The sequence below is a fragment of the Nostoc sp. ChiQUE01b genome (assembly GCF_034531255.1).
In the GTDB taxonomy this organism is placed as follows: Bacteria; Cyanobacteriota; Cyanobacteriia; order Cyanobacteriales; family Nostocaceae; genus Nostoc.
Map to the genome: position 1 here is coordinate 57,969 of NZ_JAVRBM010000027.1, position 14,367 is coordinate 72,335.

Here is a 14,367-nt window from a genome sequence, read left to right on the forward strand (position 1 = left end):
ATAGCTAAAGAGCTACTAATCAATAATATAAAGAGAAATAAGCCATGAAAAATATTACAGTAACTTTCCAAAAGCATGACGGTACTGCTGAAAGGACAGAAAATATTTCATTAGATGTAAAGTTAAGTGAATTCCGCAAAGCAGCACAGATACTGCTTCGTTTTCCATATGGATTGCCTTTCGTACTAATTCTGGATAGAACTAAAAAAGAACTAGGGAATGATGGGACTTTTAAGGATGCTGGAATTCAGCAGAATGACAAGATAATATTATACCCGTTACCTGTTTGGGAAAAGCAGAAAGATAAGTTTGTACCTCCTACCCCAAAGCCTCAGCCAAAACCTGTTCAGCCAGAACCTGTAATTCCTACCCCTACTAAGACTAAGCTGGAAACTCTACCTTTGCCAATTCCCAATCCGCCAATAAAACGTCAACCAACCAATAATCAACCAGTAAAACCAAATATAGTTCTAAGATTAGTAGGTGTAACAGCTGTTGGTGCAGTTTTGATGTCTGTCTATCCTAATTTATTTACAGTTTTATCCTCAGCAATTGTACAGTCCCCAGAACAATCGATTCAAGATTACTATTCAGATATTAATAATCAGAAGTTGGCAATTGCATGGAACCGTTTATCTCCTAAATTTCAAAATGGAGTATCTTACAGTGAATATTTAGAATGGTGGGGAAGAAAGGTGGAGCGAGTAAAGCTTAATCAAATTAGCTTGGTATCGCAAGATAATAAATCTGCTGTAGTAGAGTTAAAATTACAATACTTTATGAAAAAAACTCAAAGTTTATCTCCTCCAGAGTCTCTACGCTTATGGTTAGTCTGGGATGACCAAAATAGTAAATGGATGATTAACAAGTCTCAACGTATTTCTCAATAGACTTCTTGTAGAAACCTGTCAAGAAAAAGCTATATCTGCTTGTAAGTGGGGTGAGCCATAAAAATTTGCAAAAGCGATCGCTCCTTTCCACTCTACCTCAAAGTGCGATCGCTCCCAAATTCCCTAAACTGTGGTATTTTCGTCGGGCGCTTCAAATTTGTAACCATAGCCCCGCACAGTTTTAATAAACTCCGGTATGCTGGGATCGACTTCCATCTTTTTGCGAAGCTGACCAATATGCACATCAACCACCCGGCCATCTCCTACGTAGTCGCAACCCCAGATTTGTTGGATTAGTTGTGGACGACTCCAAGCCTGATTAGGATGACTTGCCAAAAAATGTAAGATATTAAATTCCAGCGCTGTTAAGGCAAGGATTTTATCGTTAAGTGTTACCTCCCGGCCCTCTGGATTAATTACTAGCTGCTTGAAGACGATACGTTGTGTTGGAGACGGATTGATGTAGCGTATCCGCCTCAAAAGAGCTTCTACTCTAACTTCAACTTCTGCAAGACTAAATGGTTTAGTCATGAAATCATCAGCACCTGCGCTTAAGATTTTAATTTTATCAGCCTCGTCAGTTCTACTAGTTAGTATCAGTACTAAAACATTAGTACGACTCTGCATTTCTTGGCAAAGGCTATAACCAGTAACATCCGGCAAATTCCAATCCAGAATTACTAAAGCTGGGTTGAATTGCTCAAACAACGATAAGGCAGTCCTACCATCTGCTGCCGACTCTATTTGATATTTCCGACTTAAAAAACGATAGACGAGATTTCGAACGCCGAAGTCGTCATCAACGATCAGAATTTTGGGAGTAGTAGCAGTAACCATAACCATAATGCTGTCTATTGTAGATTGGGCGATTTGCTGTTGCACCAGTTTTACTTTACGTGTTTCTATTGAGAGTTTATTTACGCGCTTCTCTGCTGAGTACCATCGCTACTGTAGTACTTGTACACATTTAATTTCCATGAAGCTTATTACAACCTCAGCCATTGTCATGCCGATAAAATTCATAATTATGGCACTATTCTTGCATAATTTTAAATTTATATTGTATAATACTGAGTTTTTACATTTTTGATAAGTGTAATTAAAACCCATCTCCGTAACCGCAAATAGTCAAAAGACACATGCAGAAGCGACGGCAATTGCTACAACTTTAAAAGAGCAACACACTCCCTGATTAATTAGGTTTCTACAAAAGCTGACAAACTAACTTATCAGCCAATCTAGATTCTCAACTTTTACTTACTCGACTCTACTCTAGCCAATAGGTATGTTCTCTTGAAGAAGGTCTACGAAAATCTACCCTGGTGCATTTACATGTAGCTGCCCTCTTAAGCATATACTATACTACAAGTTTCAGCCTGAGACTATGACAAGCCAACGACCCAAAGCAACGCCACAAGCTATATAGCGCAGCAAAACCAGATTTAACAGACAAAAGCAACAGCAAAAAAAATTGCTCTAGCAATATATATAATGTTAATAAATTGCTGATAGCTTGCCTCAATAGTGTTGCTGACAGCAAAATTCAGAATGGGCTACGCTAACAGAAGTAAAACACCCTTTATATCTGGTTAACAGATAAATAGTTGTCTACCTCACAAACTTCTAATTGCTGTATATAACTCTACAAGTGTGGCAGGAGATTGAGGAGACATTATTATTAGCGATGCCTGCGGCGGGCTACGCCTACGCTGATATTAAAAAGGTATCAATTACTATATTCATCGATAAATGTTTTGGATTTTCAACTAATATTTTTCTCGATTTATGAAAAATTTAGTAAAATGAAAAATAAAATTACTAAAATATCAAAAACATAAACTTTAAATATATAGCACAAGCCTTGGTGATTAAGACATCAAAAGATGAGAAAACTTAGACACAAAAAGACTTTTCACCCAGTCCCCATTACCCCTTATCCCCAGAGGGGGCCCCACCTTCCCCAGCGATGCACTGAAGCTCAACGAAGTGTCCCCAGTACCTTCCTATATTTAATTAGATTTAAAGGAAATCTTGTCTATCCATACTCTCAAATGGCATTATTTACAATTGATTAATTGGTAGAATTTCTGGAAATTACTCCATCTATCTGAGGAGAGAGTTTGAGGATATTCATACCAGAGAAAGATCAATTAAATATCTTCAGTTCGCTAAATTGCTATTAATATCGTCAGTAAGGAAAAAATTATGGCTAATGATTTAGTCGGCGGCATCATTCCCCCACAACCACCAATAGAAGCACAAACTGATGCTCACATCTTAAAGAGTCGTCTGGAATGGGGTGAACCAGCTTTTACAATCCTGGATGTGCGCGATCGGTCGACCTACAACGAAGGTCACATTATGGGAGCAATGCCAATGCCAGCAGATGAATTGGTAGAGCGCGCAGTACCTTCTTTGGATAAGAGCCGTGATATATACGTTTACGGTGGCAACGAAGAAGAAAGTGCCCAAGCCGCACAACAACTGCGTTCTAATGGATTTGAGCATGTCTCCCAACTTAAAGGTGGTCTTGACGCATGGAAGGCGATCGGTGGCCCAACAGAAGGAATCGTTGAATCAAAAACTCCCGCAGGTGCAGACGATTACAATGTGGTAGATCGGCTAAAAAATCACCAAGAAAATCTGCAAAAGGGCGGTACTAGCGCGACGGAATCTATTAAACAGGGAGCCAGTAACCTTAAGGAAGGCATTAAAGAGGGAGCCAGTAACCTTAAAGAAAACGTTCAAGAAGGAGCCAGTAACCTCAAAGAAAATGTTCAAGAGCAAGCCAGTAACCTTAAAGAAAACGTTCAAGAGGGAGCCAGTAACCTCAAAGAAAATGTTCAAGAGCAAGCCAGTAACCTCAAAGAAAATGTTCAAGAGGGAGCCAGTAATGTCAAAGAAGGCATTAGTGAATCTAAAACTCCTAGAGACACTGAATAATTCCAATATTGGATCTTAGGCAAAAAATAACTTAGAAAGTTAGTGAATAGACCTCTTGCCACTCTGCCTTTGACTAACGTCAAAGTTTCTCCTCTTTGATTGCGAATAGAGGTTAGGGGTGGGGTGTTAGAAAATTTTCCAAGAGGTCTAATCTTGATTTTTCATGAGCAGAAAAGTCACAAATGGAGCCGGAGACGTTTCTGTTGCTCCGATTCAGAAGACAGAATATTCTGTCTAGTGATGTTTGTCCTCCAGATCAATAACTTTTGCAATAGGCTTACGGTTTGATCAGTGTTCAAACAAATCCTTAAATTGTAATAAATCTAAGGAAACTATCGTTGGGAGAAATTCAAAACATTCTTGAGCAATTTGCCAGCGTTCTTCTCGTTTGAGCATTTGTATTAGCTTCTGCTGGACACTAAGCAAGTAGCGCACATCATTGGCAGCATAACTTAGTTGAGCTTCAGATAAACTAACGGCGTTGCCCCAATCGGAACTTTGAGAGCTTTTATCTAGTTCCACTTGTTCTAACTCTTGTACCACATCTTTGAGTCCGTGGCGATTTGTGTAAGTACGGGCTAATTTACTGGCAATTTTGGTGCAAAAAATCGGCCCTACCTGAATACCCAGATTGGCTCGCAAAGTGGCAAGGTCAAATCGAGCAAAGTGAAACACTTTCACAACATTGACTGCTTCCAAAAGTTTTTTTAAGTTGGGAGCATCAGTTTGTCCTTTGGCTATACGGATTGCAGTCACTTTCCCTTCAAGATTGCACAGTTGGACAAGACACAAGCGATCGCGCAATGGCAACAATCCCATCGTTTCTGTATCAACTGCGATCGCTGTAGATTCTAAATACTGGCTAAGGGCTGCGTCACTGAGGTCGCGATCGCTCACCTGAAAATCTGGTAATGTCATCAATTGTTCAAAAATAATAGCAGTGTCCAGCAGACAAAAGTCTTGTCAGACACTACATTATTATTGTGCAAAAATATCAAAAATTAAATCTACCTTGTGCGAAAAAAGATTTGCGTCAGGTAGACTTCGCCCTGACTATTAGTAGCAACGCCAATTCCAGTCAGGTTGTAATTTCCTTTAACATTCTTGAGATGTCCGGGGCTTTTGATCCAACCAGTAACAGCTTCGGCTGCGGGGTTGCTATATCCTCGGTTGAAAGCAACATTTTCCGCTGCACTGTTGTAGCGAATAGGGATAGCTTTGACTCGCCCTTCAAATCCCTGATGGCTAAATGGGGTTTTACCTTTAGCCATATTTTGACTATGAATTCTTGCCTGTCGAGTTAAATTTGCATTTAAGGTCAACTTTGGCAGCCCTTTAGAAGCCCGATATCGATTAATTTGGTCAAATACTGATTTTTCTAACTCAGTAGTTTTAAAAGTAGGAGTCGATATTGCAACCTGACTAGAAAAAAGCGACAACAGCTTATTACGGGTGGATGTATTCGTAGAAGTATGATTTGGTATCGGAGCAGTCGTTAATCCACTAGCAAGGACAAGCGCACTTAAAGCGATGCCAAAAGCAGTTTGTCGGAACATGGAGAATTGCGTAATGTGTAGAGATATAAGACTTCTACTCTACCCTATTGTTCCGAAAATATATACCACAATACTGTTAAGTAATGATGAATTTCGGCAATTTGGCTACATCCTTTACAAATAACACAAACAATCATTTCTAATTGTCAGTATTTCAATAGGTCAGCTTCATGAAAATCACGGTTAATTTTGCTGATAATTTCAGATTTTCAGGAAATATCTCGCAAAATCTTTGCTAACAGGTTGAAGTCTGCGAAATTTGAGAAAAAACCTAACTTTTCTCAAATCTAACGCTGTGTGCAATTTTTACTCAAACTTCATTTCTCAGCCCCTTGCTTTCAAAGCCTTTCTCTTTACCAAAGACAAGAATGGAAGTGAGGTCAGAATATTAAATTGCACATTGCGTCAAACTTATGAGCGAATGAACATTTGTGTGAAATAGATTGCGCCTTGACTGTTTTTAACAACACCAATCCCCGTCAGATTATAATTACCTCTGATATTGGCAAGATGCCCTGGACTTTTGAGCCAGCCTTGAACAGCTTTTGTGGCAGGATCGCTATATCCCTGGTTGTAAGCGACATTTTCAGCAGCTGATCTGTAAGAAATACGGGTTGCTTTAACACGTTCTGAAAATCCATTATGTCCAAAGGGAACAGTACCATTAGCCATATTCTGACTGTGAATCCTTACTTGATTATCGATGGCAGCATTACGAGTCAGCGCTGGTAGCCCTTGGGAAATTCTGTAGTTATTAATTTGGTTAAAAATCGACTGTTCTAGAGCAGCAGTGTCGATGCTAGATGCTGCAATTTTAACAGTATTATTTGACACATCTGAATTCATTGGCGTAAAAGCTGGATTTGTTACAGGAGTAGCGATAGCTCCACTACTGAGAATAATAGTGCCTAAAGCAACGCTGTAAATTATTGGTTTAATCATTTGCTAGAAGTAAACTTTTAGACAATGTAACCAACTAATATCAATGTGACAAATTGATTATAGGTCTATATAGCTCTATTTGTAGGCTTTTTTGTTTAAAAACTACTAGCAAACGTTTAAAATCATGATATTACGCAAAAATGCTACTATTTAATCAATAATCGTTTTATCTTATTAGGATAATTATTTTTATTTCAGATTCCGTACTTAGGCTATTATCTAGTAAAATTACTAAGTTTATTAGAATCTGTGAGTCTTATATAATACTTTTTTAGCTTCATAAACTCAGTCATTTTGCTGTGCTTAAGTATTTTAAATAGCTTCTATATGTAAAAAAACAGTAAAGACCGATTGTGACACTCGAAGATGTGGAATGTCGGATAAAAATGGCTAGATTTATTCAGCAAAATTTATACGTGATTTTAACTAGCTGTTTTGGAGGTTTTCTAACTCTTCCTGTACCACGCGCAACACCCGTGCAATATATTCTGCACGCCACTGTTCCCGTTCCTTGGTTACTTTGACATCTGGCTCGTAAGCTTCAATCTCACTAGTTGATAAAATACCTTTTACCTCTAGCAACCGTTCAATGGTGTCTAGCCGCTCATGCAGCACGGACACCTCACCAGTCAAAGCCATGACGATCGCTAACAATTTATCAGTTTGCGGATTTTCTAAGTAAACAGGTCGTTTACCCTTGGCTATTTTTGTCATCCTAATACCAATTCTCCAAAAATAAGACTAGACATACAAAACGAGGAAAGCCAGATAAAATCTGACTTTCTCAATTACGAATTACGTTAGCGTAGCAGGCCATAGCCCATTACGAATTACGAAACTTTCTCTGCTTACTTAGTTGCAGCAACCACAAACCAAGTGCCTTGGGTGGCTGAGTTCCGATTTTGAAACATACCATTAGTTTCTTTTGCTTTCCATGCCCCATTGGGGACAAATTTCTCGAATGTCTTATCTGCTGCAAAACCAGCCTCAGTAACTAGCGGCACCAAATCTAAATCACGTACAGCACTCCAGAAGGGTTCGTTGTTGTTAGCAGTTTCCCAATCAGAAATAAACTGTTTATAAACATCCATGTGATGATACAGGGGTGCTTCCAGATGAATCATCATGCCACCGGGAGCCAGTAGACGATAAGACTCTTGCATAACTTTACGCACAGATGACGGGGGGATTTCATGCAGCAAAATGTGAGAAACCACTAAGTCAAATGATTCATCGGGGAAGTTAGTATGTTCGGCATTTTGCTGAGAGAAGTGTACGGGTTTTCCCAAGGCTTCGGCTCTTGCATGAGCATAACGCAGTATAGATGCACCTATATCTATGGCATGGACTTCTGCATCTGGGAAACCATCGACATAAGGTAATGTGCTATTGCCAATAGAACATCCCATATCGAGGATTTTTCTCGGTCGAAAGTTGGGAAACTCTGCTAAAAGGTAGTTTTGGACTATAGATAGCCCCATATCATCGTTGAGCGGCCCCAACCAACCGAGTCCATAAACGTAAGCGCCGCGATCGTAGGTTGCACCAGCTGCGACATCATCAGCAGTGAATTCACTGTGATATCCTCCGGGCATACAGTGAATGTCTACAGCCTTTTGATAAGTAGGTATTTGAAAATTTGGATCGAGGCTTAAAGTACCCAGCTCACCGCCCTTATCTTTGGCACGCTCTATCAACTCTGGTAGTTGTCTATCAACGTTGGCATTTACAGCATCCCATAACATTTCCTGGTTGATGCGCTTCAGGGCACTAGTCCAGCGATAGTAGGGTTCGTGCTGCATTACTTTCCGAATTTCATAACGATTCTGGGGAGGGCGCTGATGTGCTTGTTCAAACTTCGGCTTCGCTAGTTTTTCATAAATTTCTTTATTACCAGGAAGGATATTCTTGAAAATGTGCATTTTCATAGTTTGCACAAAGCTTTGGCGTGCCAACTCGTCATGAGTGGGTTGCGGTAACATTGGGTGTTGGAATTGTTGATCCATTATTGTTTTCTCCCAAATATTTTATGTAGATTTACGCTGGATATAATAATTTGGCTACCGTTTGTACATCCTTGTCACCACGTCCAGAGCAGTTAATTACAATCCGAGGACTGCCGGTTAGTTGAGGACAGAGGGTTTCGAGATAAGCGATCGCATGGGCTGTTTCCAATGCCGGGATAATCCCCTCCAATTTCGATAATCGTTGAAATGCCGCCAATGCCTCTGCATCTGTCACACTATAGTATTCAGCGCGACCAGTATCCTTTAAATAGCTATGTTCTGGCCCCACACCGGGATAATCTAACCCCGCACTAATTGAGTGTGCCTCAATGATTTGCCCATCTTCATCTTGCAGTAGGTAGCTCATGGCTCCATGCAATACACCAATTCGTCCTTTTGTCAAGGTAGCTGCGTGTTTTTCGGTATTGACACCTTCCCCGGCTGCCTCAATCCCAATGAAGCGTATAGAAGGCTCATTCATAAACTCATAGAATAGTCCCATCGCATTGGAACCACCACCTACACAAGCCAAGAGAATATCAGGTAATCCACCCCACTTTTGGATTGCTTGCGCGCGGGTTTCTTCGCCGATTACTGCATGGAAATCACGTACCATCATTGGGTAAGGATGAGGCCCTGCTACCGAACCCAGGATGTAGTGAGTAGTTTCCACATTTGTCACCCAATCTCGGATTGCTTCGGAAGTAGCATCCTTCAAAGTTCCGGTTCCCGCGTCCACAGGTCGCACTTCTGCCCCCATCAGCCGCATTCTAAAAACATTCAAAGCTTGGCGTTCCATGTCCTGAACACCCATGTAAATTATACATTCCAGCCCAAAACGAGCGCAAACTGTGGCTGTAGCAACTCCATGTTGTCCAGCACCCGTTTCGGCAATAATCCGTTGCTTACCCATGCGTTTCGCCAACAATACCTGACCAAGGGCATTATTGATTTTGTGAGCGCCAGTATGATTTAAATCTTCACGTTTCAAGTAAATTTGTGGCCCGGTGCGATCGGGTCGGGCATAATGAGCAGTCAGGCGTTCGGCAAAATACAATGGTGTCGCACGTCCTACATAGTCTCGTAACAACTGCTGTAGTTCTGCTTGAAAACCAGGGTCATTACGGTATTGCTGATAAGCTGTTTCTAATTCAGCCAGGGCAGGCATGAGCGTTTCAGGTACATACTTACCGCCAAAGCGTCCGAAGCGGCCTAGCGTATCTGGAACCTGAGCAGTTGAACTTGGAGATAGGGGAGTGGTAGTCACAGGCTGTTTTTGATGACGGGAATGACTTAATTATAGAAAAGTCTGAAGTATATCTGGGGAATGAGGAGGAAGCAAGGGGGCAGGGGGCCGGGGGCAGGGGCTAGTAAGTCAAAAGCTAAAAGTAAAAAGTAAAAAGAAAAGACGCAAACTAATAGTTAAAATCCTGATTTTTAGGTAGGGACAATTCATGAATTGCCCCTAAGCGCGTGTACGTAAGTTCTAGGGACTTCTAAAGAATAAATTGTCCCAAAGAATTAACCTTTGGGCAGTTATTCCATAATGATAATCATTACTATGGTGAAGAAACCAGCAGCCGTTTGCTGCCGATTTCTTCCCCCATTGTCAGCATGAAGCTAAAGCTAATTAAGACCGCTTTCAGCTAAACAGGCAGGAGCCTTACACACTGCTGGCATCACTACGGGCACGGCGCATTTAGTTACGACAAGCCAAAACCCCGTCCGATTATCGCATCTGGCCAGTCACTAAGGATTCGCTGCAATATTTATATAAGTATTTAAATCTTTGAAGTCTAAATTGGGCAAGGCTTTCCAGCTTCTATTTCCGTTTTCGTAGTCATCTCGACTCAATACCCATAGTGATGGGAAAGCATATTAAGTTTTGTAAGAATTTGCGTAAGATTTCGCATACGTATCGAGAAGAAGATAAATGGACATTATTTAATACAGAATTAGTCATCCCTGAAAAACCTAATTAGCCCTTTATAATTAAGGCTTTCAGCCTCTAAAATCCCGTTTGAAATTGCAAAAAAAGCTCAAATTATTGCAAAACCTAGTGAAATTAGTGTCCTTTGGAAGGTTTCAAACACCGATTCAGGGGTAGTGCAAAAATGCCAGTTGACGAGATTTTACTGCCAAACTCCTTCTCCAGTACCACTTAATGAGTAAAACCGCGAAAATCGACGAAGTTTTTCAGGGGCAACTAGGCATAGAGCTGATCTCCCTGCAAAAGCGGAAATAGAGTCTCAGAAGCCTTACAAAGTCTAGATTTTAAAGATTTTGAGCAGAAGATGAATTGCAAAGGAGGACTATTTTGAGCATACAGTTGTATGGGCGCTGGTACCTAAACGTGACCAAAGCCATTCACAATTGGGAAAATCGGTTCGTCATTGATGGTGCAACGTCCGGCAGTGGTGTCTATCCAGCGACAGTGGGAGTGGATGTCACCGCCGACGGCCCCTCGTGGCAACTGCGCGGTGAATACCGTGAGTCACCAGCCGATTCGTGGAAACCAGATGAAATGATGATTGACCCTGGTTTGGAACGTGTGGACATTCAGGCAATCATTGGCGCAGAAGATCCCCTACCCGAACGCGATTTTGAAGACATTCAATGGCAAGCCGAGTATCTGGACGGCACGATGTTGGACATTCCGTATCGCCCCTATGCCATCCGTCCCGAAGATTTATTCCAAATGCCCGATGGGATTTTTGAAACCGCATTTGGGACGTATTACATGGGCGTCCGTGTCGTTAATCGTTGGGGACTGCCTTTCACCAACAATCATGTGCTGGACATTTCGGCAGCAAGTCGCGCTGAACTCGCCATGCGTGGCGTCCAGATTATTGACGCTTGGTCACACGCCGAACTCACGGCACTGGGACAGACACAAAATGGCACTGGTATGGTGCTTGGGCCGCTAGTGCCCGGTGCAGCACGCACGGTATATTTCAAAGTGAACGTCACCAACGCGGCGCCACGGAAACATCAGGTGGAATTCATTTGTCGTAACATGATGGGCATGGCAGATCCGAACCATCCTGCTCGGCGCGTGCGCAAACAAATATTCGTAAGCCGCACAACGGCTGACACCGCCACTGGCGAACTCGTTGCCGAGGTGCAAGAAGGGACGCTGCGCTTCAAACTGAAGGAATTGGCAATCGATATGAAGAATGGACGCAAGGGTCGCAGGCGCTGTCCACCTTCCAAACGTCGCAAGCAAGACAGTGGTACGATTGATACTTTGCGCCACACCCTGCAAGCGTTGCTCGATGGCAAGCCCGTTGATCCATGCGTCATCCAACAGATTTTGGCGTGTTACTGTACCGTTGTTCCAAGGGATGATGGTAGAGGCAGCATAGATCCATTCAACCCGCGCGACGGGCGCTTTTGCTACAAACCTATCTATGCTTTCCCGACCAAGTTCTCGTACAGCGTCATACCGCGCACACCGTTTCCCGGTCAATATGGCCCAATTCCGTTTGACGATCCGTGGTGGAAAGTACTGCTGCTCATCATCGCGCTCATCCTGTTCATCGCAGGTGCGAGCTCGGAAGCAGCGGATACAGCCTATCAGGACGAAGATCTTGTCATTGGCACGCTAGGACGCACTCAACGCGATGATGTGGACGCGGCATTGTGTATGCTGGACACCGACCGCGCCCTTGCATTCCTTCAGACGCTCGATGCACAGTCGAACGAGGATTTTCAGAATGCAATCATCTCGCTGAATGGCAATATTGACCTCGTCGGCCCCGTAATGACCCGCACTGAACTTGATGCACTAATGCTGCTGCCGATTGATGCGCCGGAACGCAAATTACACAAGTCGGGGGGGCGCACGGGGCTTACGCACGGCATCATCTCCGGCTTTGCTCCGACAGGTCACGATCTGGCTACGTGGAACATAGATCAGGTGATTATCATCAGCGATCCAGATTTTGGCGAACCGGTAAGCGATCACGGTGACTCAGGTTCGGTTTGGGTACACACATCGAGCCGCCGCCCTGTGGGACTTAACCACAGCGGCAACGATGACAATATGATGGCGTTTGCATCCCTGCTTGCGGATGTACAAACCCGCATGAATATCACAATATAGGAAGAATCTTATGCCCTCTCAAGAACAAGAAGACATGATTCAAAGGGTGAAAGCACTGGTCGAGCGCCTGCGCCATCAATACGCAAACGACCCGAACGTTCAAACGGTTGGGTGGGGATTGGCACAGCGCGGTGGCAATCCAGAAAATGGTATCAGCATCGTCTTTTATGTTAAGCAAAAACTGCCATCCGAACGTAGCATACAAGGTGTAGGCTCGCAGCTAATTCCGGCTGAGATCGAAGGCTTCAGGACTGATGTGCAGGAGCTAAAAGTACGTCCACATGCGGATGCCGCGGGCGACCGTAACGAAATCAAATTCGACCCTCTACGGGGTGGTGTCGCCTCTGGGAATGCCGAAGGACACATTCTGTGGTTCAACGGATGGGGTACCCTCGGTATCCTCGCCCGTGATAACGCCGACGGTTCGCCAGTGGCCTTATCCAATTGGCATGTCTGGGGCAATGGTGGTGACGAGGGCGACCGGATTATCCAACCGGGGTACCCAACTACTGGTGATCATTTCGAAGCTATCAGCAAGGTTGCCGCTTGTGGGCCTCTGCTCACCTCGCTCATTGAATGGAGTGCACCGTCACCGCTCACGCTCGGCTTGTATGGAGGTGCTGCTGCTGCTGCTGCTGCTGCCGCTGCCAGCGACTATCGAGACCCAACGCGGCGTGGACAGGACAACACACCCACTAATCCCGGCGAATTGACCCTGCGCGAAACGGTGGACATGACGATTGAATATCCCACGCTGCCGCTTCCGGGCATCCCTTTCCAAACGGAAGTTAAGTGGGCGTATGCGCGTGAAACGACTGACCGTTTGCTGACCCATGAGGTTGCTGAAACGAACACTAACACCCAAATCTTGCTCGGCAAACTTGTGGTGACTGATAAAGCACAATACCGCCCTGGCGAGTTCGTTAAGCTCACCGCAGCGATTTGGGATTATCAACCGCGTCCTTGCGATGGCTATCATGTCGTTGCGCACCTTATCTCACACAACAAGCCCGATACAGCGCTGCGTGTCGTGCTGCACCCCAGTACTTGCCCACGTACCATCCCGCTTGAACCACCTAAGGCGAACGAGCCGCAGGAAGAAGTATGTTTGACCTTTGAGAACTTTCAGGAGGGCGAATATATTTACAAGGGCGCGTTTGCGTGGCTGCGCTATACCAATCTTGCACAAACCCCAGTGTATGTCGTCAGTTGGTTTCAGAATACCAAAGCTCTGCAATTTTCCAGCAGAGGGTTGTCACTGGAACACGCTCCTGCTAGCGAAGTGCGTTTGTGCGTAGCTCATGGAGCAGGTGACCCAATTACAGCTGTAGCCTTTAATGCGGCAGGGCAGATCATAGATCAAGTGACCGAATCAGCCGAGAGAGACGTGATGCATGAACTGGTGCTGCGTGGCAACGGCATTGTGCATGTGCTTCTGCGGAGCGGTGGAAACGAGGGACTGCTGATCTTTTACTGCATCACTCCCCTTCAGAGCGAGAATTTTATGGTTAATCTTGGTGAACCACTGGCGGTGAGTATTCGTACAGAACTGCCGAACCTCAACCTGACAAGTTCGCAGATACAGGTCAATCGGTGCTGTTTTACAGGAAGTATTCAACTGCTGCCTGACGAAAATCCGGGTAAATGGGATGTCCATCTGACAGTGCAAAACATTAATCCTGTGTCTGAAGGCACCAAACCTGAAGTTGCTGCAACGACTATTGGAGGCCATCTGTTGAGTTCGCATACGTCCGGGCAAGTCTTCGGCTGTGTAGTAATTATGCTGCTCGACCACGTCTTTGACGTAATCTGACCATAGTTTCTTTTGCCAATAACAAACTTAAAGATGAGCGGTCAAACATCACCCAACAAGGTTTGTGGACGTTTGAGAACAGCGATGCACCGAACGAATACCCAGAGCAAAT

General features: G+C 43.8%; 10 protein-coding genes and 1 pseudogene. 4 read left to right on the top strand and 7 right to left on the bottom strand.

The genetic code is table 11. The annotated features are described in order from the left end of the window. Nucleotides 1-44 precede the first annotated feature (44 nt). Nucleotides 45-890: a hypothetical protein gene (locus RMY63_RS18910; RefSeq protein WP_322730172.1), complete on the top strand. Its 846-nt coding sequence runs from the start codon at nt 45-47 to the stop codon at nt 888-890. 123 nt (nt 891-1,013) lie between these two features. Here RMY63_RS18910 and RMY63_RS18915 read toward each other — a convergent pair whose 3' ends face one another. Continuing rightward, nucleotides 1,014-1,733, bottom strand: coding sequence for a response regulator transcription factor (locus RMY63_RS18915; RefSeq protein ID WP_322730201.1), 720 nt, complete (start codon nt 1,731-1,733; stop codon nt 1,014-1,016). 1,362 nt (nt 1,734-3,095) lie between these two features. On the opposite strand from RMY63_RS18915, the pseudogene RMY63_RS18920 reads away from it, so the two are divergent. Continuing rightward, nucleotides 3,096-3,542, top strand: a pseudogene (locus tag RMY63_RS18920) (rhodanese-like domain-containing protein); the annotation flags it as partial. Nucleotides 3,543-4,121: 579 nt separating this feature from the next. On the opposite strand, the gene RMY63_RS18925 reads toward RMY63_RS18920, so the two are convergent. The 6 genes from RMY63_RS18925 to trpB form a co-directional block, all read right to left on the bottom strand. Then, on the bottom strand, nt 4,122-4,751 hold the full coding sequence (locus RMY63_RS18925; RefSeq protein WP_322730173.1) for a ribonuclease D: 630 nt from the start codon (nt 4,749-4,751) through the stop codon (nt 4,122-4,124). A gap of 89 nt (nt 4,752-4,840) precedes the next feature. Beyond that, complete coding sequence (locus tag RMY63_RS18930) at nt 4,841-5,389, bottom strand: CAP domain-containing protein (protein WP_322730174.1); 549 nt, start codon at nt 5,387-5,389, stop codon at nt 4,841-4,843. Between the two features lie 411 nt (nt 5,390-5,800). After that, entirely contained in the window at nt 5,801-6,331 is a 531-nt protein-coding gene (locus tag RMY63_RS18935; RefSeq protein ID WP_322730175.1) for a CAP domain-containing protein, read from the bottom strand. 426 nt (nt 6,332-6,757) lie between these two features. After that, entirely contained in the window at nt 6,758-7,045 is a 288-nt protein-coding gene (locus RMY63_RS18940; protein WP_322730176.1) for a hypothetical protein, read from the bottom strand. Between the two features lie 134 nt (nt 7,046-7,179). Then, nucleotides 7,180-8,337: a class I SAM-dependent methyltransferase gene (locus tag RMY63_RS18945; RefSeq protein ID WP_322730177.1), complete on the bottom strand. Its 1,158-nt coding sequence runs from the start codon at nt 8,335-8,337 to the stop codon at nt 7,180-7,182. A 31-nt stretch (nt 8,338-8,368) separates the two neighbouring features. Beyond that, nucleotides 8,369-9,604, bottom strand: coding sequence for a tryptophan synthase subunit beta (trpB, locus tag RMY63_RS18950; RefSeq protein ID WP_322730178.1), 1,236 nt, complete (start codon nt 9,602-9,604; stop codon nt 8,369-8,371). A gap of 1,086 nt (nt 9,605-10,690) precedes the next feature. Here trpB and RMY63_RS18955 point away from each other — a divergent pair. Beyond that, nucleotides 10,691-12,442, top strand: a complete 1,752-nt coding sequence (locus RMY63_RS18955) for a hypothetical protein (RefSeq protein WP_322730179.1) — start codon at nt 10,691-10,693, stop codon at nt 12,440-12,442. A 10-nt stretch (nt 12,443-12,452) separates the two neighbouring features. Next, nucleotides 12,453-14,255: a hypothetical protein gene (locus tag RMY63_RS18960; protein ID WP_322730180.1), complete on the top strand. Its 1,803-nt coding sequence runs from the start codon at nt 12,453-12,455 to the stop codon at nt 14,253-14,255. The last annotated feature ends 112 nt before the right edge of the window (nt 14,256-14,367 follow it).